This window comes from Nostoc sp. (assembly GCF_036917095.1).
Taxonomy (GTDB): Bacteria; Cyanobacteriota; Cyanobacteriia; order Cyanobacteriales; family Nostocaceae; genus Nostoc.
In genome coordinates this window covers 15,368-38,911 of sequence record NZ_JBALFH010000031.1, presented here as the reverse complement: position 1 = coordinate 38,911, position 23,544 = coordinate 15,368, and the positions used below count along the sequence as shown (strand labels likewise).

The window sequence follows — 23,544 nt, the reverse complement described above, 5'->3', positions numbered from 1 at the left end:
ACATCAGATATCATGATGTAAAAAAACTAGCCGATCCGGTCGCTTATAGTTTGAGTATTATGTGAAATCAAGTAGGCATAATTTATGAGTGTGAGAGTGAGTCAGTCACAAATGGTTATAATTACGTCGCAATCGAGGAGCAAAGGCGATGAGTGAGAGTATGGCGTTTATCGGCGGCGTTGCCGTAGCGGGGCTGGCGGCTCTCGTATTGCTCAAAGGAACAAATACCCCTCTACAGCCTAACTTTGCCGTTGCTCCGCAAATGCCAGGGACTGTAGTAGCGCCGGGAGTACAGCCACAAATGTATCCTTACGGCCCTTATGGGCAACCAATGTATCCAGGTCAGGTTCAACCATCGACTGCTCCCAATGCTGACCAGCGCCTAGAGATGGAGAAGTTGAACACGCAGATGCAGCTAGAGCGTTTAAAAAACGACAACGAACAGTTAAAGTTGCAAAATCAACAGCTACAGGGTCAAGTTCAAAATTTTAATACTCAGCAGCAGTGGCAATTAGCCCAGCAGAATAACCAGCAAAAAGCAGCAGCATTCCAGCCGCAAAATCCTTGGTGGTCTTCACCCATGCTTTGGGCTGTGGGAGGTGCAACTCTCACTATTGGTGGTGGTGTTGTCGTCGCTGGGGTATTGGCTTTATTCTCACCACGGCAGCGTCCAGCCCGTACTGTACAAGTGATTCACCCTTACCAAGGAAATACACCGCCCTTGGTTCCAGTCCGTCGCGCTGAGTTTCTGCCTGCTTCGCGGATGGAAGCAAGACGAGTTGAAGCCCAAGAATACGACGAAATGCACTAATTAGGGAAATTAAACTACAGATAAACACAGATTTAAAATCTCGTTTCCAGGTTCTACCTGGAAATGTTTTTATTGGGCTGCTGCTGCGAATTCAGGAGGTTCCGCTTCCTTGTTAGGCATTCCCAGTCAGAGGTTGGTAACGAAATAACTATTAAAAGCCGCTTTTAGGAGTTTCCGTAGCATTAGGACTCTCTGTAGTAGCAGGTTGGTTAGTATCGGGAAGTTTCTGTTGGGTATTTTTCTGACTACCTTGATTTTCTAGTTTAGGTAGTGCCTGTTTTGCCAGATTTTCGGCTGCTTGTTTAAATAATGGTTCTATTCGGTTTCGCCAGTATTTAGTATTAGGCAACTTTTCTGGATGGTTTTTATAATCTAAAACTTTATCCCATTTACCATCATCTATTGCTTTATTAATCTCGTTAGATAACGCCTCCGCCTTAGCCCAATCTTGCTGCCACTGGGCAATCACTTTGCCCGTCTCTTGGATACCAGAAGCAGCATTTGCCGGAACCGATTTTAAAAGTGCGATCGCTCCAACTATATCTCCTGATTCATACTTCTGTCTTGCTTGTTCTATAATATTGGCCCTGTTATCGCTAGGCTGCGATCGCTTTGTTTTCTCAGCTTCGGAAGTTAACCCCTTTGGTTTTTCTGGTAATGGAGTTACTACATCGCTAGATTTTGGTTTTGGCTTGGGAGTCGATCGAGTAGCAATCAGGGTACTATCATCTACAATCTTAGTGGCAATGCTTTTTTCGCGCAGGCAAGAAGCCCATTCTGGATTATTGGTTATCACGGCTGGGTGTGCCCAAGCCAAACGACCAGACTTAAGTTTAATTTCTATCCAACCTCGTTTTGTCCGCTTGCCAGTCACCTCGAAACTGGTATTATCACCAACTGTTTGCAAAATATTATCAGAATTAATCGAACTAGGTTCAGAACGGATATTAGAATTTCCGACAACAACAGCCGAGCATTTATTTGCTAAGGTGGTATCCTTGCCTGTAAGATTTAAAGCTAAATTTTTCACATTTGGATATACATTTGCTACCAAGGCAGCCGCGCCACCCGCCAATAATATGCCAATTAATATCGGCCATGGGTCGGATTTACTAGAGTCTTGACGCGCAGGTTTTGGGGCGACAGGATTTGCAGGTGCAACTGCAACCGTTTGCAACCGAGATACTTGAGGCTGAGATTTGGCTACTTGGTAACTAGAATTTTTGGCAGATTCTTGAGGTGTGGAAAGTGCAGGTATAGGATTAATAGCGTTTTTACATGCTTGCAGTGCTTCCGTGGCGTTTTGGTAGCGGTCTTTGAAGTGATAACGCACCATTTTGGTTAACACTGCCGCCAGTCGGTAGTTTACGGTTACTGATTGCTGCCAGATGATTTCGCCCGTTTCTGGATCTTCTTGCAATTCTGTTGCCTGTAATCCTGTTAATGCTTGAATGGCAATAATACCAAGGGAATAGATATCGCTGTTGGGGCGGGGTTTACCTTGCCCTTGCTCTGTGGGCATATAGCCAGGAGTGCCGATAACTACCGTGGCAGAGGGTTGTCCGCCAACTGTCACCAGTTGTGTACGTAACTGCTTCACTGCCCCAAAGTCTACTAAAACTAACTTATTATCTGAGGCGCGACGGATGATATTATCTGGTTTGATGTCGCGGTGAATCACGCCTTGGCGATGGACAAATTCGAGAATTTCTAGAACTTCCTGCAACAGTTGAATTACTTGGCTTTCACTCCAACGCTTACCAGGTATAAGTTCCTCAGCTAGGGTATGTCCTTCAATATATTCTTGTACTAAATAAAATTCTTGGTTTTCATCAAAATACGCTAGCAGCCTGGGTATCTGGTCATGGTTGCCCAGTTTTTCTAAGGTTTCGGCTTCGCTGTTGAACAGGCGTTTAGCAGTATCAAAAACTCTGGGGTCAGTTCCGGGCTTAAGGTGCTTGACAACGCAGATGGGGTTGCCTGGCCGCCTTGTATCTTCGGCAATGTAGGTTTGACCAAATCCTCCCATCGCGAGGACTCGAATTACTTGGTAACGATGGTCTAGTAGCTTGCCTATCATATTTACTCCCCAGAGTTATTACCTAATTTTCCAGCTGGTAATAAATATCTCCAAATTTTCTTCAATGAAATCCGCTATCTTGAGAAAAGATTTAGATTAAAAACGCAGCTTTTTAATAAACGCAGACTGTTTATTTTTCTTTTAGTGCCCCTGTTTACTACCAATGCCACCTAAAATAACAAACTCAGTTTCATGGCAGCAGGCTGAAATCCTCATGCAGCCTGCTTTCATTCGCGTTATCGATAATATCCGCAAGTCGCTTGATGAATCTTCCTGGACGGGAACTTACCACGATGTCCTGATTTGGCCGCCTAGCACCACTGATGAAATCAAAGCATTGGTGACTGAGCTATTGCAAGCAATGGAAACTGCAACGCCCCAAGAAGCAGATGAAATCAGAGAAACTCTGGCTCGTCTGCCGATGCCCCATCCAGGATATCATCTACGTTTGCAGCGTCAACAGCAAGAAGCGAGTATCGATTTGTGGGAACTGTGTTATGAAGTGTGTTTTCTTGAATACACACCACAAAAGGAAGTTGCTGATATTGATACTAGTTTAATCGATGAACTCGGTGAAGTCGATTGGCTGCGTTTGGATGCTAAGTCAAAGGAGTTGGTTGAGCAGGCGTTTGCTAAATTGCCAGAAGGGTAACAAAACTAGCGCTTCTCTCATTATCCCAACAGATCCTTCTAATCAACAGGTTGATGGTGTTGTGGCGATTACTGAGCAGATAAGTCGTAGTGCAAAATTAAATATATATTGTCATTGCGAGTGTAGCGTTCGCGGTAGCGTCTCGTAGAGAAGCGAAACGAAGCAATCGCAAGATTTTGGGATTGCTTCTCTTCGTTCGCAATGACATAAATAATTTTGCGTAACCATTTATTGGGTTTAAAAAGGGTTTTTTGGTGAGAGTTTGCGATCGTCACGTCATGGAAATTGTGAAGAAGTAGCTTTCGCAAGAGTGCTTCAGTATTTGGATTTACTGTTAAGTTGGTGCTATTTAAATTACCTTTATTCGATAGTTTCGAGGCGAAAACGCTTAAATGCTCTAGCTGCTTCAGGAATTAGCTCAATGTACCAATACCCATTCGTTTCATCTGCAAACCAATTAACTATTGCAAGTGCTGGTTGCCCAAATTCACCATCTTTTACTCCAAAAAATTTGCAAAACCTTGTACCTAAATGACCAATTTGTCCAGAAGAGTCACCATCATATCCCGCAGCTTCAGATAACTCCCAAGTACGTAATCTGCGATTATCTTTCATAAAATAACAATGTTGATACAACTTATCTAAAATGGCTTTATGTCCTAGAGTTAATCCGTCATAAATTGAGTGGAACGCCTCCAGATATTTGTCTTCTGAAGGAATATAACGTTCAGTATTTTTCAACACTTTGTTTTTCCCCTTTCGATTTACCAGAATACCAACATCAACGTTACAACAAATATACTAGTATTAAATATTGCTTTAAATATTTTTTTAGATTAATGAGCAGTTAAGATTTTATTAGAATTGTATCAAGTCCTCTTGATTAATCATTTTTTCCACATCTGTGCAAAAATCTACCAGTAAAGAGTAACAGATAAATTAAGGAACAAAAAATGTCTAATAAAATAAACTACACCGAAGCTTGCAATAATTTTGAAAAAGAGCAATCGCCATGAATCGCCGTTATCACTCTCATAACGACAGAACTTAATGTCGTAACCACAGCTTCAATGTTCTTAACAAAATTGCAATGTTGATTATACGCTACAAGAAAATCGGAGATGCATTGAAGCCGCAAACGCTTATTTGCTAAGATTTCCAGTGCGACAACATTAAAACAGGGCAACTTCTCATCACCATGCCAACATCTACACTTGATGATAAAGACGCAGCAGCTATCGAAGCCGCCAGAGTTGGGGTTGCGATATACGATCGCACCGCCTGGGGACGGATCAAAGTAGCTGGCGACGATCGCCTCAATTTCTTACACAACCAAAGTACTAACAATTTCCAAATACTCAAGCCAGGACAAGGTTGTGATACTGTTTTCGTCACTTCCACAGCCAGAACAATCGATTTAGCAACCGCCTACGTTAGAGAAGATGCGGTAATCCTGCTGGTTTCACCCAACCGCCGCGAATATCTCATGGAATGGCTGGATAAATATATTTTCTATGCTGATAAGGTGGAATTATCTGATATTACACAATACACAAACACCTTCAGCCTGATTGGCCCAGGAAGCGACGCTGTTTTAGAAAAGTTGGGTATTGGCGAACTCATCGGACAACCTTATGGTAGTCACAAAGTATACACCATTGCTGCCGCAGAGGGGGTGCGGATTGCTGTGGGTAGTGGGTTAGCGGCTCCTGGATACACCTTCACTTTCCCCTATACTGACAAAGAAACGGTGTGGAATAAATTGTTAGAAGCTGGGGCAGTAGAGATGAGCGATCGCGCCTGGGATGCATTGCGAATCTTACAAGGTCGCCCCGCCCCAGATGCGGAACTCACAGATGATTACAATCCTCTGGAAGTTGGTTTATGGCAAACAATTTCTTTTACTAAAGGTTGCTATATTGGGCAAGAAACTATCGCTCGGTTAAACACATATAAAGGTGTAAAACAACACCTTTTGGGTATCCGCCTCAGTGCCCCTGCGTCAGTTGGAAGTGCGATCGCAGTTGGAGATGAAAAGGTTGGCAAACTTACCAGTTGCACCCAAACGGCTGATGGTTACTTTGGACTAGGTTACATTCGCACCAAAGCTGGTGGCGTGGGCTTAAAAGTCCAAGTGGGAGAAACCGAGGGTGAAGTCGTAGAAATTCCCTTTGTTTCTCACGAGTACCCATAAGCAATTCAAATCAAAATATCTTTCTCTTTATCCCTAGCGCCATAACAAAATTCATCTACCCAAGAAGCTATACTACGGGCATTAGTGCTTGGTATTAAATGCACTTTCCTCTTAACGTGTTGTGGTTGGTTATTCGGGTGTTTGCTGTTGCTCTTAACCTCGGTAGTAATTGCTAGCGATCGCACTGGTTTGCCGTTACTAGAAATCTCAGTGGTAATTGCCAACGATGCGCCTACAGGGATTTGGACAGATGGCGCGTTGCTCTTAACCTCGGTAGCTAATGCCACAGATGGCATAGTTTTGGCTTTACTGTTGACCTCACTGGTCATTGTCGCCGATGCTCCTGAAGGTAACTGACCAGAGTGCCAGCGTACTAGTTGATATTCCCTTAGCAAACCGGAGGATGGCGTTTTTACCGGAGTATCTGGAGCAATTTTAGTTGCATTTGCTACTACCAACTCAGGTTCGCGTGTGCGACTTACCTCAGTAGTAGCTGTAAATGATGGCACAACTCGATCGGCACGTGGCAAGTTGGAATCTAGAGTATTGGCAAGAGAATGAGGCGCAATCTTGCTGGGAGTTACAACCGATGACACATGTTCATCCTCAAAATGCTTCTCATCTGGCGACTCGCTTTCAACTTGGGTTGTAGCGATAGAAGGTTCTGATTTGATTAAACGTAACTCTTCATCAGGATTGAAGTTAAGACCTAAAGCGGCGACTATTTTATCTGGATCGTTATTCAGATCCAGCATAAAAGAGAGTATTTCATCAAACTGCGGTTCCAAAACAGACAGTGTTGCCAAAATAAAACCGGACAAAGGACGCCGCAAACCGTCGTAAGTGCCCCAAATTCGTATTTTGACCAGCCAGGGAATATTTTGCTCGTAGTAAATCAGCCACTTTTGTTTTAAGGATTGACGCAGCTGCTGGATATTCATAGGATGCCTCGCTTCAGTCAACAAGATTGCAGACCTTGATATTGAAAATTTAGCTTTATTTCTGGGGATGAAACCGATAATAGAGCATCTGTTTGACTCTTTGACCACCTAGCAAATGATCTTCTACCAGTAGAGGTACTTCATTGGGTTGAACGCCGCTATACCAGACCATATCGGGTAATACCAGCACCATCGGCCCATTCCCACATTGCCCCAAACAGCTGCTAGCCGTTACCGTTACACCAGAGATTGGCAAAGCTGCAAAAGCTGCTAAAACCTTGAGGGCACCTTGCTTTTTGCAAGTACGATTTTGACAAACCTGCACACATTTAGGAGGAGAGGGTTGGTCTATTATCGGCAAGTTTGATGGTTGAGTTATGTTTGACATTTGTCCTTTGTCCGATGTCATTTGTTCTTTGTCTTTTGCTAATGACCAATGACCAATGACTAATGACTAATCTATTGAAAGTCCTTTTGAGGCTAGCCATTCAGGATTGAATATCCGCGACTGATACCGGGAACCGCTATCACACAAGATGGTGACAATGGTATGTCCTGGGCCCAACTGCTTCGCTAGGGCAACAGCTGCGCCAACATTAATACCTGTTGAACCGCCCATTAACAGCCCATCTTTCCTCAGCAGTTGGTAAACTACCCGTAAAGCTTCTTGGTCATCGATTTGGATGGCATCATCAGCAGGTGCGCCTTCCATATTGGCTGTGACACGACCATTACCAATGCCTTCAGTGATAGAACTTCCTTCTATATTGATTTCGCCGGTTTTGACATAGCTATAAAGTCCACTACCCAATGGGTCGGCAACAACGCATTTAATCGCCGGATTTTGTTCTTTCAAGTACATTGCTACACCAGCATAAGTACCACCAGTACCAGTTGCAGTTGTCCATGCATCTATTTTACCATCTGTCTGAGTCCAAATTTCTGGCCCTGTGGTTTCGTAGTGGGCAAGGCGGTTGGCTAAGTTATCAAACTGATTTGCCCAAATGGCATTTTCCAACTCAGCAGCGACTCTGCCAGATAGTTTGACGTAGTTGTTTGGGTCTTTGTAGGGTACGGCGGGGACGGGACGAACTTCTGCGCCTAGTGCTGTTAGTGCGTCTATCTTTTCTTGTGACTGGGTATCGGGAATAATAATTAGGCATTTGTAGCCTTTAGCGTTGCAAATATGCGCTAGTCCAATGCCAGTATTACCAGCGGTTCCTTCTACAACGGTGCCGCCAGGTTTGAGTAAACCTTTCTTTTCTGCATCTTCAATGATGTAAAGTGCTGCACGGTCTTTGACGGAACCGCCAGGATTGAGGAATTCTGCTTTAGCAAGGATTTCACACCCTGTTTCTTCACTGAAGCTGTTCAAGCGAATCAGGGGTGTGTTACCAACAGCGCCGACGAAGCCATTTTTAATATCCATTTTGACTGTACCTGTGTGAGTATCTATAAAAATTTTGGCTTATAGCAGTGGCATGATTTACAACTAATTTGCCTAAAATCCTATAATGCGTACACTACCAAACTTTACTCATATTCAAAACAAACCCAGGCAATAGCGATTCACCGCTAACATTCGCGGGATTTTCTAGACATTCTTCTGGCACACCAGGATGATGTAATATAGGCTCGGCGATGCTTACGGTCAATTAGCAAGCCTAGCTATACTCCTCGCCTCCTCATGTATTCCTCCATTTTCTCCTTCAACGGTTGGAGGTTATTAGAAGGCGATCGCAGTTAAACTACAAATCCAATATGCGTAGGCGTAGCCCGCCGTAGGCATCGCTTTCCTCTGAGGTTGTTGTCACTCTGGGAAAATAAAATAATTGGAGACGCGATAAATCGCCGTCTCTACAAAGAACTGATTATTATAAAGACGGCGATTTATCGCGTCTTTGCGATTAGCGGCGTGTTATCAAAAAACCTTATCCGAACCGTATAGTTATTTCACATCACAATGCATTTGTATAGTGCGTAAGTCCTAAAGATGACTAAATTGTGGTTGCAAAATTAACTTTGATAATCATATCATTGAAATCCTTGTCGCCACCAGCAGGCAAATCCTCAAAGCCAAAGGTGTTACTTGCTAACAGGCAAATGTGATCCGACCGATCGGAATTAGCACCCAAGAATGGAAAATAAACCGTTGGATCGTTATTAGGATTGTTATCTAAAAGCGTATCAGGGCTATCGTTAACAATAATAAAGGGAACAAAAATCCCACCCGGTTGCAAAGTACCACTGTAAGTAGCACTACCTTGGTTACTCACGGTCAAATCAATACCAGCAACCCGACTACGCACAGCAGCCTGAGTATAACCAGCCTGTCCCGTGAGAATATCAGCATTACCGTCGCCATTGGTATCAATCCCACCATTTTCATCAGTCACTTGATAGAAGCCGACGTAATTGTTGTAAGCCGCCTCTCTATAAACGTTAAATTCAGCGTTGACTGATTGTTTGACATCTCGCAAATCAATCACTTCCCCCTGGAATTTATTTTGGAGATTTGTACCCAAAGGTAAAGCTCGATCTGTCTGCTTAATTTTCACCACTAGATCGTTAAAATCTGTGGCACTCTTACCAGAAGCATCCTTCCAACCGAGAGAGAAACCATCATCACCCAAATTTGTAATTTTTTGGGTTGAAACGCTAGAAAACAGTAATTTTCCGATGGAGTTAGGATTATTGCGTACAGCATCAAGCGTACCATCTTGGACTAATAAGAATCTAAAACTCTGACCAGAATTCAATTCCAGCAGAGTGGTGAAATTATTGGTGTCAAATCCATTAGGAGTATTAGCGATCGCTGATAAAATTACCTTTGACCGTTCTAAAGCTGCTTTGGCATAACCTTCAGCGCCAGGGGCAATACCGTTAATCGTACCTTTAGCATCATCAACAGTAAATAAACCCAGTTCATTCACCAGCTTAGAACTGTGTCCAGTGAGTTTGATTTCCAGTTTGGCTTTAATATCCTTACTTGTAATGTTAAAGATATCATCATTCGGGTTAGTGAGACGGCTGGGTATTTCAATACCATTATTAACATTAATAGTTAATCCTTTCTCAAAGGTGAGATTACCATCGTCAGTGGTACGGACGCGGATTTTGTAACTAGATTTAGTTTTAAAGTCTGGAGATTTGTTGATTTTGAGGCTATTGCCATCAATGATGAAAGCATTATTATCAACATCGTCAATTCCCGAAACTAAGCTGTATGCAAAATTATCGTTTTGATCTGGGTCGGTGCTGCTGAATGTGCCGATGACGGAGTTGGCTGCTGCTTTATCATCGACATTTGTCTGACTCAACGCCAAATTTGTGGGTGCATCATTAACGGCAGTGAGATTAATGTCGCGGGTTACAACAGTACTATTTAAGTTGTCATCATTGACAATAAAGCTGATAGTGCGGGGAGTGGTGCTGGGGTTCTCGCTGCTGTTTTGATAGGTAACAGATTGTATTGCAGTTTGATATTGGGCGACGGTGGCAGTGCCAGTTAAGGTTAAGACACCGTTAGTATAAGTGCCAGTAATGCCATTTTGGTTGGTGAAAGCGAGGGTGTCTTCTGTGGCGACAAAACCGTTGGTAATGCTGATGGTGGCGCTGCTGAGGCTGGTGGAGTCTACATCGGTAACGGTGATGCCAGGGTCGATGGCTGTGGCGGGGTCGTTTTCGGTGTAGGCAAGGGCGGTGGTGCTGGCTGTGATGACTGGGGCACCAGGTTCGGCAATTGTTAAAGTGGCACTATGGTTATTCAGCAGCACTGAGACGTTGTTGCTGTCTATGTTAGCGGCAGCCAAGTCGAGCTTGCCGTCACCGTTGAAGTCTCCTACTGTTACTGAGGTGGGAGTAGTGGGAGTAGTGCTAACAAAGAAGTTGGTGGCGGTGCCAAAGCTCCCTGTGCCGTTACCTAGCAGCACTGAGACGTTGTTGCTGTCGGCATTAGCGGCAGCCAAGTCGAGCTTGCCGTCGTCGTTGAAGTCTCCAACTGTTACTGAAAAGGGAGTAGTGCCGACGGAGAAGTTGGTGGCGGTACCAAAGCCCCCTGTGCCGTTACCTATAAGCACGGAGACGTTGTTGCTGCTGATGTTAGCGGCAGCTAAATCGAGCTTGCCGTCGCCGTTGAAGTCTCCAACTGTGACTGAAAAGGGATTAGCGCCAACAGTGAAGTTAGTGGCGGTGCCAAAGCCTCCTGTACCGTTATTTAGCAGCACGGAGACGTTGTTGCTGTCTATGTTAGCGGCAGCCAAGTCGAGCTTACCGTCGCCGTTGAAGTCTCCAACTGTGACTGAGCGGGGACTATTGCCGACGGTGAAGTTGGTGGCGGTGCCAAAGCCTCCTGTGCCGTTATTTAGCAGCACGGAGACGTTATTGCTGTCTATGTTAGCGGTAGCCAAGTCGAGCAAGCCATCGCCGTTGAAGTCTCCAACTGTGACTGAATAGGGATTAGCGTCAACGGAGAAGTTGGTGGCGGTGTCAAAGCCCCCTGTGCCGTTTCCTAGCAGCACTGAGACGTTGTTGCTGCTACTGTTAGCGGTAGCCAAGTCGAGCTTGCCGTCGGCATTGAAGTCTCCAACCGTTACTGAAAAGGGACGACTGCCGACGGAGAAGTTGGTAGCGGTGCCAAAGCCCCCTGTGCCGTTATTTAGCAGCACTGAGACGTTGTTGCTGTCTATGTTAGCGGTAGCCAAGTCGAGCTTACCGTCGCCGTTGAAGTCTCCAACTGTGACTGTTCGGGGACGACTGCCGACGGTGAAGTTAGTGGCTGGTTGGAAATTCGCGGTACTGTTGGCATCGAGGATGTAGTCTGGGCTGGATTGTAAGTTGACAGTGACGGTTTCGTTGGGGTCAGAGACTCCATCAGCGATCGCTGTGACTGTTAAGGTAGCGGTGGTTTGTCCTTCAGCGATCGCAAAGGTGTTGGCTGTGACAGAGGTGATGTTTGTGCCTGCTGCCAAGGTGTAGTCGGTGGTGGCGGTGGCGGTGCTACCTGTGGTGTTAAAGTTAACCACTAAACCGCCAACTGGGGCAGGAGTGTCGAGGGTGATGTTAAAGCTGCCGACTGTACCGCCTTCTTTGGGGCTAGTGCCTGAGGCGATGGTAATTTTAGGGGTGGTATTCAGCAGCACGGAGACGTTGTTGCTGTTGTAGTTAGCGGCAGCCAAGTCGAGTTTGCCGTCGCCGTTGAAGTCTCCAACTGTTACTGAAACGGGAGTAGTGCCGACGGTGAAGTTGGTGGCGGTGCCAAAGCCCCCTGTGCCGTTTCCTAGCAGCACTGAGACGTTGTTGCTGTCTCTGTTAGCGGTAGCCAAGTCGAGTTTGCCGTCGCCGTTGAAGTCTCCAACTGTGACTGTTCGGGGACGACTGCCGACGGTGAAGTTGGTGGCAGTACCAAAGCCCCCTGTGCCGTTTCCTAGCAGCACTGAGACGTTGTTGCTGTTGTAGTTAGCGGCAGCCAAGTCGAGCAAGCCGTCGCCGTTGAAGTCTCCAACTGTGACTGAAAGGGGACTATTGCCGACGGAGAAGTTGGTGGCGGTGCCAAAGCCGCCTGTGCCGTTTCCTAGCAGCACTGAGACGTTATTGCTGTCTCTGTTAGCGGTAGCCAAGTCGAGCTTACCGTCGCCGTTGAAGTCTTCAACTGTTACTGAAACGGGAAAACTGCCGACGGAGAAGTTGGTGGCGGTGCCAAAGCCGCCTGTGCCGTTTCCTAGCAGCACTGAGACGTTGTTGCTGTCTCTGTTAGCGGCAGCCAAGTCGAGCTTACCGTCGCCGTTGAAGTCTTCAACTGTTACTGAAACGGGAAAACTGCCGACGGTGAAGTTGCTGGCGGTGCCAAAGCCCCCTGTGCCGTCTCCTAGCAGCACTGAGACGTTGTTGCTGTTGAAGTTAGTAGCAGCCAAGTCGAGCAAGCCGTCGCCGTTGAAGTCTCCAACTGTTACTGAGTTGGGACTACTGTCGGCGGAGATGTTGCTGGGGGTGCCAAAGCCCCCTGCGCCGTTACCTAGCAGCACTGAGACGTTGTTGATGTTTCTGTTAGCGGTAGCCAAGTCGAGCAAGCCGTCGCCGTTGAAGTCTCCAACTGTTACTGAATAGAGACCACTGCCGACGGTGAAGTTGGTGACGGTGCCAAAGGTGGCAAATACTCCAGGGTAGGCTTCCCTAATTTCTGGTTGCAAAGCTAGTGTGGAGGCGATTTGCCCGATCTTCACCTCTAGCTCCCAGGTTCCACCATGTTGGGCGTTGCCGATTTTCTGGGCTGAGGCGGCAATATTTGCCCCGGTGAGTTGATGTAGCTTTTCTATAAAGGTTTTTCCGATTTCTCCTCTGGCGACTTCACAGCCATAGATGAGGATTTCTGCGGCAAGCCACTGTTGTAGTTGCTGGCGATAGGTGTGGAGGTTGTCTAAACTTAGTTGGCTATTACCTAGTTGCAAATTGCCGGGGCTACCGTGAGCAATTATCTGGATACTGGCTGCGGGATGGTTTTTTGAGAGGGCGCTGATTTGGGCAATGCCGTCTTGGTGTTTGTTGAGGGTAATTACTTTGGCTGTGGGTATGATGCCTTGGGCAAGTATTTGACGATCGCCAATTGCTGAGTCGATGATAACTAGGGTGTGCTTTGTGGTACTTGCAGTTGTCATTATATTTAACTATTTCCCTGTTTTAATATTAATAATTTGACCTTAAGTAAAATCATTTTGCGGTCAGAACCCCGACTTCTCAAAACTCAAAGAAGTCAGGGATTTTGCAGCTAGCTCCTCAGTAGAATTGCGGCGAAGAGCGGGGAGAGAAATGTTCTAATGAATATTATGTAGCTATTGACTTGATTTTTTATGTATGTATAGTTAATAACTAAACGTCAAACACTCTAGCAATGTTTATCGCTAGTGTCAAAAGTTATATTGCCAATGAGCGTACAATCCACTGCTAAAGCTGCTCTCCCTGTAGAAATACTTGCCTCGCGTCATTTCATCGACTGGCTGCAATCCCAGCAAATTAGTCTGGCTTTCTCTACCTATCAAAGTTCGCGTCTGATGCTGTTAGGGGTGAACGCCCACGGGCAATTGTTGGGATTTGAGCGTGTTTTTGACCGCGCAATGGGGTTATACGCTACCCCAGAACGAATTTATCTCAGTTCTAGATCCCAACTTTGGCAGTTAGATAATGTGCTGACTCCAGGACAACTTCATGATGGTTATGACAAGCTGTATATTCCCCGGATTGCTTATACTACGGGAGATTTAGATATTCATGATTTGGCGGTGGAAGCTGATAACGGACGGATTATTTTTATCAGTACTATATTAAATTGTTTGGCGACGGTGAGCGATCGCCATAGTTGCATTCCTTTATGGAAACCTAAATTTATTTCTAGTTTGGTAAATGAGGATCGCTGTCACCTCAATGGTTTGGCGATGGTGGACGGTAAACCCCGCTATGTTACCCTCTGTGGTGAATCTGATGTGGTGGATGGTTGGCGCGACAAGCGACAAAGCGGCGGTTGTATTATTGATATTCAATCCGATCGGGTGATTGCTAGGGGTTTATCTATGCCCCACGCCCCACGATTTTATCAGGGTAAATTGTGGTTGCTGAATGCTGGCACGGGGGAATTTGGCTATATCGATTCCGATGGAGTATTTCAGGCTGTTGCTTTTTGTCCGGGTTTTTTGCGTGGTTTGGCTTTTACTGGCGATTATGCCATTGTCGGCTTATCTAAGCCCCGCGACAAAACTTTTTCTGGTTTAAAACTGGATGAGAATTTAGTCAATAAAAATACTGAACCCCGATGTGGATTGATGGTGATTGACTTGAAAACGGGTCAAGTTGTCCACTGGCTACGTCTAGAAGGAGAAGTGACAGAACTTTATGATGTGCAGGTTTTACCAGGAGTCCGTCGCCCACAAGCGTTAGGATTCCAGACTAAGGAGATTCAGCAGTTGATTACCCTCGATCCACGTTCTCCTCTCATAGAGGGAAATTTGCAAACTGACAAGTCAGCGCCTACACAAGAATTTACTGACAACGCAAATCGGGATAACATAATCTCTGCGATCGCACCTCAGAATCAAGACTGGCCTAATTCTGATTGGTTATGGCCAACCCCAGCGCAGGAATTATCGGCCATAGAACCGATTTATGAACAAGCATTAGCTTTACAAACACAACTACGATTTACAGAAGCGATCGCTTTATACGAACAAATAATTAGCCAATATCCTCAATATGCTCCCGCTTGGTATCAGTTGGGGGTAATTATGGACAATCAAGGACAAACTAACCAAGCTGTTCTGGCTTACCAACAGGCATTGACAATCAACCCGAAATATGCAGAAGCATACAATAATTTGGGTATCGTGGAAGTAGCCCAGAAAAATTTAGAAAAAGCGATCGCTTGTTTTGAGTCTGCAATTCTTAGCAACCCGAACTATGCTTTTGCTCACAACAATCTTGGTCTAGTTTGGCAAATGCAAGGTAAGCTATCAGCAGCAGCAGCTAAGTTTCAAGAGACTTTACAGAAAAATCCCAATTATCCAGAAGCTTATCTGAATTTGGGCATTGTCTTAGAGGCACAAGGGAATTTAGAAGGTGCGATCGCTTGTTATCGTTCTGCTATTCGCCACAACCCAGACTATATCAAAGCATATAACCGTTTAGGGTCAGCACTGTTATCTTTGGCGATCGCGACTCAAGGTCAAGTAGATGAAGCCAGGGTAGTATTTGAAAAGGTTTTACAACTGCAACCAGACTCGGCTGAAGCATTCAATTACTTGTTTTACCTCAAAGAAATGACTTGCGATTGGCGTAGTCGTCAGTCTGATTTAACCCGCATCTGGGAACAAACTCTCTCTGAGGTTGAGAAAGAAAAACGCACAACAATCTCCCCCTTTGATAGCTTATACAAGCCTTGGGACAAGACTTTTTTGCTAAAAATAGCTCGGACTTATGGAGAAAATATTAAAGCACAATGGGCAAGTCAAAAGCAATCTCTCAATTTTACTCATTCCCGTTCCTTGAATGGGCGGCTACGCATTGGCTATTTATCCAATGATTTCCGCAACCATGCTGTTAGTCATTTAATGAAAAGCTTATTTAACCTGCACGATCGAGCTAATTTTGAGATATTTGCTTACTCTTTCGGCGCAGACGATAACAGCGAATACCGCCAACCCATCCCTGTTAACTGCGAACATTTCCAAGATATTACTACTTTATCTATAGAAGAAAGCGCCCGCCAGATTTTTGATGATGGCATTCATATCTTAATCGATCTCAAAGGTTATACTACTGATTCTCGCAGTGCTATTCTGGCTTTGCGACCTGCTCCCATTCAGGTTAGTTATTTGGGCTATTCTGGAACAATGGGTGCTGAATTTATCGATTATATTATTAGCGATCCAGTAGTCACACCGCCAGAATTTGCTGATGGTTTCAGCGAGAAGTTAGTCACCTTACCCCACAGTTATCAAGTCAACGATTATCAACAAGCGATCGCTTCCACCCCTGTGACTCGTTCTCAGTATGGTTTACCAGAGTCGGGTTTTGTCTTTTGCTGCTTCAATAATAACTATAAAATTGAACCGCAGATTTTCGATGTTTGGATGAGAATTCTCGCCGCAGTTCCGGGTAGTGTGTTGTGGTTAACTGTCAAATTCCCTACTGCTGAGGATAATCTTAGAAGAGAAGCCCAAGCGCGAGGAATTAATAGCGATCGCTTAATTTTTGCCCAATATTCTCACACCAAAGCAGAACATTTAGCAAGACATCAATTAGCAGACTTATTTGTAGATACCCTTTATTGTAATGCTCACACTACTGCTAGTGATGCTTTATGGGCAGGTTTACCAGTCGTCACTTGTATAGGAAAAACCTTTGCTTCTCGTGTTGGGGCTAGTTTGCTAAGGGCAGTTGGTTTACCAGACTTAATCGCTAATAACTTAGAACAATATGAACAATTGGCAATACATTTAGGCCGTTTCCCTACAGCATTGCAGGAACTCAAACAGAGATTAGCACAAAATCGTACCACTTATCCTCTGTTTGATACACCACGCTTTACCCGCAATCTTGAACTTGCCTACTTTGCTATGTGGGAGATTTATGCTGCTGGGAACCCGCCAAAAACAATAGAGGTGAGCTAGATATATTTCAAAATTCTGCATCATTTAGAGTGAATGATGCCCATTGCGTAGGCGTAACCCGCCGCAGGCATCGCACGATCGCACCTTAGTAGTTAGGCACTTCGCTTTGATTTTGGAAAGCAGGTGCATTTTGTGGTGGCTAACTCTATAAGTTTAGTAGGCAATGAAAATTAAAAAGGTAATATTACTGGGGTTAGCCAATATTTATGTAAGTTAAGATACATCAGAATTCACGAATCAATGCTGACATCTTTTCATTGTCTTACACGAGATGGACACCGATGACATCTGAAAGCGATCGCCAAAAGGAACTTGAACAACGGGAACGTATATTACGAGAACGAGAAGTTGAATTGCGACTCCGGGAAATGGAAACAAACATCCATGCTACCGATGCGGCTTTTCATCAAACTGTGAAGCATCAGCCGGAAAATTCCCAGAAGCCCTGGATGAAAAAAGTGATTCTAGGTGGAAAGCTGTTTGCCCTTGGTGTGGTAGCGCTGGTTGCAGTGAAGATAGCCTCAGTGCTGGCTGGGTTTATTATTGTTGCTGCGCTAGGGTGGATGTCTTACAAATTATTTTTTGAATCCCAAAAAACCAATGTTTAATAAAGGTGTAACTATTGTGAGCGAACAGGTAGCAACTGACAGATTTATCCAAGATTTAGAGCGTGTTGCTCAAGTGCGATCAGAGATTTCTGTATGTTTGAGCAATATTGCTGAAACAATTAATAAAGCTGAGTTAGCTGGAGATTCATCATCAGGAAAACTCAGTTTAGAGCGAGATATTGAAGATATTACAGTAGCTAGTAAAAACCTCCGCCAAGGTGTATTTCGCCTTTTGGTATTAGGCGATATGAAACGGGGAAAAAGCACGTTTCTCAATGCCTTAATTGGTGAAAATTTATTGCCAAGTGACGTTAACCCTTGTACCGCAGTATTAACAGTTTTACGCTATGGCCCAGAGAAAAAAGTTACCATTCATTTTAATGATGGGAAAAGCCCGCAACAGCTAGACTTTCAAAACTTTAAATATAAATATACCATCGATCCGGCTGAAGCCAAAAAATTAGAGCAAGAGCAAAAACAAGCCTTTCCAGATGTTGATTATGCAGTAGTTGAGTATCCTTTAACGTTATTAGAAAAGGGAATTGAAATTGTCGATAGTCCAGGATTGAATGATACAGAAGCGCGAAACGAGTTATCTTTGGGTTATGTAAATAACTGCCATGCAATTCTGTTTGTGATGAGAGCTTCTCAACCTTGTACTTTGGGCGAGCGTCGCTACCTAGAAAATTACATTAAAGGTCGAGGATTGACAGTTTTCTTCTTAATTAATGCTTGGGATCAAGTGCGGGAATCATTAATAGATCCTGATGATGTTGAAGAATTACAAGCATCTGAGGATAGATTGCGGCAAGTATTTAACGCGAATTTAGCAGAATATTGTTCTGTAGAAGGTCAGAATATTTATGACGAACGCGTGTTTGAGCTTTCGTCAATTCAAGCACTCAGACGACGGTTAAAAAATCCCCAAGCTGATTTAGAGGGGACTGGCTTTCCCAAGTTTATGGATTCGCTTAATACTTTTCTTACCAGAGAACGTGCGATCGCAGAACTCCGTCAAGTCAGAACCTTAGCAAGACAAGCCTGCAATCATACCCGCGAAGCAGTTGCAAGACGCATACCATTACTTGACCAAGATGTAAATGAATTAAAAAAACGGATTGATTCAGTAGAACCAGAGTTTAACAAACTTACAGGTATTCGGGATGAATTCCAAAAAGAAATTATCAATACCAGAGATACTCAAGCAAGAACGATTTCCGAATCTTTTCGCAGCTACGTTTTAAATTTAGGTAATACCTTTGAAACCGATTTCTTACGCTATCAGCCAGAATTAAATCTGTTTGATTTTCTCAGTAGTGGTAAACGAGAAGCATTTAACATCGCACTGCAAAAAGCCTTTGAGCAATATATTACTGATAAATCTGCTGCTTGGACATTAACTGCTGAAAAAGATATCAATGCAGCTTTTAAACAACTTTCTCGCAGTGCTGCACAATATGGCGCGTCTTACAGTCAAGTCACAGACCAAATTACAGAAAAGCTCACTGGACAAGACGTAAAGATACATACCGCTACTACTGCTGAAGAAGATAACTCTCCCGGCTGGGCAAAATGGGCAATGGGATTGTTATCCCTATCTAAGGGAAATCTTGCTGGTGTTGCGCTAGCCGGTGCTGGATTTGATTGGAAAAATATCTTGTTAAACTACTTCACTGTAATTGGCGTTGGTGGGATAATTACAGCAGTGACAGGTGTTTTTCTTGGCCCCATCGGGTTTGCACTGCTAGGTTTGGGAGTAGGATTTTTGCAAGCAGATCAAGCGCGTAAAGAGTTAGTTAAAACAGCTAAAAAAGAGTTAGTTAAACACCTACCCCAAGTCGCACATGAGCAATCTCAGGTTGTATACAATGCCGTGAAAGAGTGTTTTGACTCTTATGAAAGAGAAGTTAGTAAGCGGATTAACGATGATATTGTATCTCGTAAATCTGAATTAGATAATCTAGTCCAGCAGAAACAAACCCGCGAAATAAATCGTGAGAGTGAGTTAAGACGTTTAAAAGATTTACAAGAAGATGTAATAGCTCAATTGCAAAAAATTGAGGCGGCATACAGCAATTTATTAGCTTACTATAGCTAATAAATCTCATTACTCTCGTTCCCAGCTTCTAGCTGGGAATGCCCACTTGGAGGGCTGCCGCCTCCCATAACCATAAAAATATGAGGCGGAGCCTCAATGAATTGCATTCCCAGATGGAGCCTGGGAACGAGGAAGATAGGGGAACTATGCAACAACAGTATGAAGGTTATAAGGATTTAGCGGATTCTCTCAAATTTGCATCTGCATTACTGAATTTAGAACGCAAATCGCAATTACATCAAGATATAATTACCATTTGCAATCATCTAGTTAATCCTAGCTTTCGGATTGCGGTATTTGGCCCCTTTAATCATGGCAAGTCTACTTTACTGAATGCCATGCTGGGGAATCGGACTTTACCAATCGATTTAATTCCTACCACAGGCGCGGCAATTACTGTCAAGTATGGCTCTGATGTGCGAACTCGCATCATGTTGATAGATGGTACAGAAATCTATCGCAGCGGCACAGAAGTTTTACAGCAATTTGCAATTCTTGATGGCAATAGGCAGATGCGAAAAGATGTAGCATCTGTAGAAGTTTTTTGCCCGCATCCCTTTTTGGAAACAGGTGTAGAATTGCTCGATTTACCGGGCACAAATGATAGAGATGAACAAGATAATTTAATCCGAGAACAACTTTTAAGTGCAGATTTAGTCATCCAATTATTAGATGCACGTAAGTTAATGACTTTAGGTGAGCGGGAAAACTTACGAGATTGGCTATTAGATCGCGGTATTAAAACAGTTATATTTGTTGCCAATTTTATTAACTTACTCGAACCCGACGAGCAAAAACAAGTCCAAAATCGCCTGCTGTTTGTTGCAGAAAGCTTTCGAGCCGAATTACCTCCAGGTTTTAGTAATTTATATCGTGTTGATGCTTTACCTGCCTTAAGAGCCAGGTTAAAAGGCGATGTTGCGGCTGCCAATAGTAGCGGGTTAGCGGCTTTTGAAACAGCTTTGCAAAATATTGTGGGGATTTTGCAACCAAATCGTGGTAGTGTGCGTTTGCCAAGAGTGGAAGCGATCGCTTCTCAAATTCAACTCTCATTAAAAGCTAAAATTGACCAGAGTGCTATTGAAATAAAATCCTTTGATGATAAAGAAAATAGTAAAATTGAAATTAAACGAAAAGCAGCCAACTTAATTTATAAAGGTTTTGCAACTAGCGTAGGAGAGTTACGCGATTGGCTAGCATTACCCAATCTACTTACAAAATATCAAGCTGATGCGGCAGTTGCATTGGCAGAAAATAACTTTAAAGCTTGGCAAACAAATACTCTAAAAAAAGACCTTACTCAAGTACAATTAGCTGCGGTAAAATGGCTTTATCAAGCTTATGAATTTTTCCAAGAAGAACGACCGCAAGATTTATTGATTCCCTTTCCTAGCGAACCACAAGTAATACTACCTTCAAAGCCAAACAATACTGATGATTTGAGCGAACCTGGTTCTATTGCTGTTGGTGGTGGTATTGGTTGGTTGTTAGGCGGGCCGGTGGGTGCTGCTGTCGTTGGAAGTATTTCTTATCTGTTAAACAAGAATATCCAAAAACAAGACGAACAATTAGCAAAGGAATCTTATCATCAGGAAGTTGCTAAACTTTGTATAACTGCAATTGAAGATTATTTATCTTTGTTCAGTAATCAAGGGTTATCAATATTGGCTGAATATGAACAGAAAGCTGAAAAAGTAATTTGCTTTGAATTCAGTCAAGAGCCAATAGAGATTACTAATAAACGTGAAAGTTTGCAACGGTTACAAAACGGTTTTAATCAGTTGTTACGACAGTTAGAAAACGTCAAAATCCTCTCAAATCATCAACCTTATAAAGAAATACCAAAATACCCAAATACCAATAGAAAATATTCGCCACAGCCAGAGAGAGTTCAAACTTCCCCTAAAAAAGATACTAGTGTTAAGCAAAAACAGGAAAATACTGCTAAGAATACTGCGACAAAGGTAGAATCTGTTTCTCCACCACCGCCAAAAGCTTCTCCGTCTCCGCGTCCAGAAGAAGTGGAGGCGAAATTTCGTGATTGGGAACTCAATGAGGAAATAGCGCGCATGAAAGCAGAGATGCGTAGCCCTAATGCTTGTCGTCAAACATCGCCTGGTTCTCAATCTGGCAAACAGCAAAATGCAACTCAAACCAATAAAGCACCCAACCAACCCAAAACCCAGACGCAAAAAGATAAGATTACCCGCGCCTACAGCATTTTAGGACTGCAAGCAAATGCTTCTCAGGCTGAGATAAAGCAGGCTTATCGAACTTTAGTAAAAAAATGGCATCCAGATTTGTTTGTAAATCAGCCACAACTGCTAAAACAAGCACAAGAGAAAATGCACTTAGTTAATGATGCTTACACAATTTTGAGTGACAAATGAACAACAAGATCCCTGACTCCTCAAAAAAGCCAGGGATCTTTAGATTTCATCCTAATTTCATTTCTGGCTGTAAAGCTAAGAAGTAAATATAGAATTAGGAAACTGTTAGGTGAGATTTATGCAACTGTTATCCTTGAGGAATGGCTTTTTGGCGTTAACCTTGAGTGCGATCGCTTCAGTAGGAGGGTTAATCACAGCCTGTACCAATACTGCTTCTCAGAACCAAAGCCAAGCGCCAAAGGTAACCGCTACCAATACTAGCGACAAGCAGATGAATCACAGCATGGGAATGGATTTAGGGCCAGCCGATGCTAATTTGGATTTACGGTTTCTCGACGCGATGATACCGCACCATCAAGGGGCTGTGGAAATGGCGAATGTTGCACAGCAGAAATCAAAACGTCCTGAAATCAAGAAGCTAGCAGACAATATCATCAAATCGCAAAACCAAGAAATCACTCAGATGAAGCAGTGGCGACAAGCTTGGTATCCCAAGGCGGGAGATAAACCAATGGCTTATGACAGTCAAATGGGCCACATGATGGAGATGTCGTCTGATCAAATGAAAGCCATGATGATGAGTCAAGATTTAGGTGCAGCTGATGCTGAGTTCGATCTGCGCTTTATCAATGCGATGATTCCTCACCACGAAGGGGCTGTAACAATGGCAAAAGATGTCTTGAGTAAGTCTAAGCGCCCTGAAATCAAGCAATTAGCCCAAGAAATCATCAAGGCACAAAGTACAGAGATTAAGCAAATGCAGCAGTGGCGAAAAACCTGGTATAACCAATAATACTAATTCGTAATTTGTAGTTTGCACAATCAGAGCAGGTCGGGTTTTGGCATTGCAAAATCTCAACCTGCGTTTCGTTAATTCCTTGAGAAGCTAAGTCAACTTCATTCGATTGTATGGAAGTTATAGCTACAATTCTCATTTATCGAATGCAACCAAATTGTTAGCTTAGATATGGATATACTTGCGCTATACAACCACACCTGTATAAAATTGAATTATTTTTTTGGGAATATGTATTTTGCCCCAATAGTCATCAATAAACATTTTAAAGTCTGTTATTGAAGTCCAATAAAATTCTTCACCAATTTTTTCATTTGCATTAGCAGGATTGAAAATTACAGAATGAAGAATTCCCCAAACTATGTTGCTGGAAATTAATAGTTTATCGCCATCATTTCCCAAAGTTACATGATTACTAAAAACAAGATTTGAATCGATTGAGTTGCCATGAACTAAATCACACCTTAAAACGTAATAAATCAGTTGTTCTACAGAAACAGTATCACCTATAACGCCTGGAAGAGATAACTTACCTCGGGGAATTTCTACATTCTGGCTCATCAATCCAGGCAAACCAGAATATGTGATCAGCCACATGAATTCCTTAAGAAAGCGTTGATATTCCTTCCATGAAGATTTGGGAAGCTGATAGTACCTGATAGAAGTTGCATCAACAGCAATACAAGCATCAGTCAAAGCTAGCTCAATCTCACCTTTTTCCCAATGGTCGATAGCTGATTTTACTCTTTTAGCAATAGTAATCATTTTTGCAGTTTGGCTGTGATAATTATAAATTTTAAAGATTAGCTAAAAATTTCCA

Annotated in this window: 16 protein-coding genes and 1 pseudogene; 8 read left to right on the top strand and 9 right to left on the bottom strand. The window is 43.4% G+C overall.

Annotated elements, in window-relative coordinates:
* Positions 1-148 precede the first annotated feature (148 nt).
* Positions 149-811 carry a heterocyst differentiation related protein gene (locus V7L01_RS14945; RefSeq protein WP_335035963.1) on the top strand — a complete coding sequence of 221 codons (663 nt, stop codon included), beginning with the start codon at positions 149-151 and terminating at the stop codon, positions 809-811.
* Positions 812-962: 151 nt separating this feature from the next.
* Here the strand turns inward: V7L01_RS14945 and V7L01_RS14940 are convergent, their stop codons facing one another.
* Positions 963-2,891 carry a serine/threonine protein kinase gene (locus V7L01_RS14940; RefSeq protein WP_335035961.1) on the bottom strand — a complete coding sequence of 643 codons (1,929 nt, stop codon included), beginning with the start codon at positions 2,889-2,891 and terminating at the stop codon, positions 963-965.
* 163 nt (positions 2,892-3,054) lie between these two features.
* On the opposite strand from V7L01_RS14940, the gene V7L01_RS14935 reads away from it, so the two are divergent.
* On the top strand, positions 3,055-3,543 hold the full coding sequence (locus V7L01_RS14935; RefSeq protein WP_335035960.1) for a hypothetical protein: 489 nt from the start codon (positions 3,055-3,057) through the stop codon (positions 3,541-3,543).
* 68 nt (positions 3,544-3,611) lie between these two features.
* On the opposite strand, the gene V7L01_RS14930 is transcribed toward V7L01_RS14935, so the two are convergent.
* Together V7L01_RS14930 and V7L01_RS14925 are read right to left on the bottom strand one after the other, a co-directional pair.
* The gene (locus V7L01_RS14930; protein ID WP_335035959.1) at positions 3,612-3,851 is read right to left on the bottom strand and encodes a hypothetical protein; all 240 of its coding nucleotides are present in this window, start codon (positions 3,849-3,851) and stop codon (positions 3,612-3,614) included.
* A 52-nt stretch (positions 3,852-3,903) separates the two neighbouring features.
* A complete protein-coding gene (locus tag V7L01_RS14925; RefSeq protein ID WP_335035958.1) occupies positions 3,904-4,287 on the bottom strand; it encodes a hypothetical protein in 384 nt (127 codons plus the stop codon).
* Between the two features lie 454 nt (positions 4,288-4,741).
* Between V7L01_RS14925 and ygfZ the strand changes: the two genes are divergently transcribed.
* Entirely contained in the window at positions 4,742-5,737 is a 996-nt protein-coding gene (gene ygfZ, locus V7L01_RS14920; RefSeq protein ID WP_335035956.1) for a CAF17-like 4Fe-4S cluster assembly/insertion protein YgfZ, read from the top strand.
* 5 nt (positions 5,738-5,742) lie between these two features.
* On the opposite strand, the gene V7L01_RS14915 is transcribed toward ygfZ, so the two are convergent.
* From V7L01_RS14915 to V7L01_RS14895, 5 genes and pseudogenes are all read right to left on the bottom strand, one after another.
* On the bottom strand, positions 5,743-6,678 hold the full coding sequence (locus tag V7L01_RS14915) for a DUF5331 domain-containing protein (protein ID WP_335035954.1): 936 nt from the start codon (positions 6,676-6,678) through the stop codon (positions 5,743-5,745).
* 55 nt (positions 6,679-6,733) lie between these two features.
* On the bottom strand, positions 6,734-7,066 hold the full coding sequence (locus tag V7L01_RS14910; protein WP_335035952.1) for a (2Fe-2S) ferredoxin domain-containing protein: 333 nt from the start codon (positions 7,064-7,066) through the stop codon (positions 6,734-6,736).
* Positions 7,067-7,132: 66 nt separating this feature from the next.
* Positions 7,133-8,107 (bottom strand): cysteine synthase A, encoded by a 975-nt coding sequence (locus V7L01_RS14905; protein WP_335035950.1) that lies wholly within the window; start codon positions 8,105-8,107, stop codon positions 7,133-7,135.
* Between the two features lie 94 nt (positions 8,108-8,201).
* Positions 8,202-8,421 (bottom strand): annotated as a pseudogene (locus tag V7L01_RS14900) (Uma2 family endonuclease); the annotation flags it as partial.
* Between the two features lie 254 nt (positions 8,422-8,675).
* On the bottom strand, positions 8,676-13,331 hold the full coding sequence (locus V7L01_RS14895; RefSeq protein ID WP_335035948.1) for an FG-GAP-like repeat-containing protein: 4,656 nt from the start codon (positions 13,329-13,331) through the stop codon (positions 8,676-8,678).
* 267 nt (positions 13,332-13,598) lie between these two features.
* Here V7L01_RS14895 and V7L01_RS14890 point away from each other — a divergent pair, with 267 nt between their 5' ends.
* From V7L01_RS14890 to V7L01_RS14870, 5 genes are all read left to right on the top strand, one after another.
* Entirely contained in the window at positions 13,599-16,832 is a 3,234-nt protein-coding gene (locus V7L01_RS14890) for a TIGR03032 family protein (protein ID WP_335035946.1), read from the top strand.
* Positions 16,833-17,113: 281 nt separating this feature from the next.
* A complete protein-coding gene (locus tag V7L01_RS14885; RefSeq protein WP_335036274.1) occupies positions 17,114-17,440 on the top strand; it encodes a DUF3040 domain-containing protein in 327 nt (108 codons plus the stop codon).
* A 16-nt stretch (positions 17,441-17,456) separates the two neighbouring features.
* Positions 17,457-19,538 carry a dynamin family protein gene (locus tag V7L01_RS14880; RefSeq protein WP_335036272.1) on the top strand — a complete coding sequence of 694 codons (2,082 nt, stop codon included), beginning with the start codon at positions 17,457-17,459 and terminating at the stop codon, positions 19,536-19,538.
* Positions 19,539-19,684: 146 nt separating this feature from the next.
* On the top strand, positions 19,685-21,928 hold the full coding sequence (locus V7L01_RS14875) for a dynamin family protein (RefSeq protein ID WP_335036270.1): 2,244 nt from the start codon (positions 19,685-19,687) through the stop codon (positions 21,926-21,928).
* Between the two features lie 118 nt (positions 21,929-22,046).
* Positions 22,047-22,721 (top strand): DUF305 domain-containing protein, encoded by a 675-nt coding sequence (locus V7L01_RS14870; RefSeq protein ID WP_335035944.1) that lies wholly within the window; start codon positions 22,047-22,049, stop codon positions 22,719-22,721.
* A gap of 189 nt (positions 22,722-22,910) precedes the next feature.
* Here V7L01_RS14870 and V7L01_RS14865 read toward each other — a convergent pair whose 3' ends face one another.
* Complete coding sequence (locus V7L01_RS14865; RefSeq protein ID WP_335035943.1) at positions 22,911-23,489, bottom strand: hypothetical protein; 579 nt, start codon at positions 23,487-23,489, stop codon at positions 22,911-22,913.
* Between the last annotated feature and the right edge of the window lie 55 nt (positions 23,490-23,544).

Excerpts from the sequence above, each read along its gene's own strand:
- V7L01_RS14890 (WP_335035946.1), top strand. The coding sequence starts at position 13,599 with ATGAGCGTACAATCCACTGCTAAAGCTGCTCTCCCTGTAGAAATACTT.
- V7L01_RS14945 (WP_335035963.1), top strand. The coding sequence starts at position 149 with ATGAGTGAGAGTATGGCGTTTATCGGCGGCGTTGCCGTAGCGGGGCTG.
- ygfZ (WP_335035956.1), top strand. The coding sequence starts at position 4,742 with ATGCCAACATCTACACTTGATGATAAAGACGCAGCAGCTATCGAAGCC.
- V7L01_RS14870 (WP_335035944.1), top strand. The coding sequence starts at position 22,047 with ATGCAACTGTTATCCTTGAGGAATGGCTTTTTGGCGTTAACCTTGAGT.
- V7L01_RS14935 (WP_335035960.1), top strand. The coding sequence starts at position 3,055 with ATGCCACCTAAAATAACAAACTCAGTTTCATGGCAGCAGGCTGAAATC.
- V7L01_RS14865 (WP_335035943.1), bottom strand. The coding sequence starts at position 23,489 with ATGATTACTATTGCTAAAAGAGTAAAATCAGCTATCGACCATTGGGAA.
- V7L01_RS14915 (WP_335035954.1), bottom strand. The coding sequence starts at position 6,678 with ATGAATATCCAGCAGCTGCGTCAATCCTTAAAACAAAAGTGGCTGATT.
- V7L01_RS14875 (WP_335036270.1), top strand. The coding sequence starts at position 19,685 with ATGCAACAACAGTATGAAGGTTATAAGGATTTAGCGGATTCTCTCAAA.
- V7L01_RS14885 (WP_335036274.1), top strand. The coding sequence starts at position 17,114 with ATGACATCTGAAAGCGATCGCCAAAAGGAACTTGAACAACGGGAACGT.
- V7L01_RS14910 (WP_335035952.1), bottom strand. The coding sequence starts at position 7,066 with ATGTCAAACATAACTCAACCATCAAACTTGCCGATAATAGACCAACCC.
- V7L01_RS14895 (WP_335035948.1), bottom strand. The coding sequence starts at position 13,331 with ATGACAACTGCAAGTACCACAAAGCACACCCTAGTTATCATCGACTCA.
- V7L01_RS14905 (WP_335035950.1), bottom strand. The coding sequence starts at position 8,107 with ATGGATATTAAAAATGGCTTCGTCGGCGCTGTTGGTAACACACCCCTG.
- V7L01_RS14940 (WP_335035961.1), bottom strand. The coding sequence starts at position 2,891 with ATGATAGGCAAGCTACTAGACCATCGTTACCAAGTAATTCGAGTCCTC.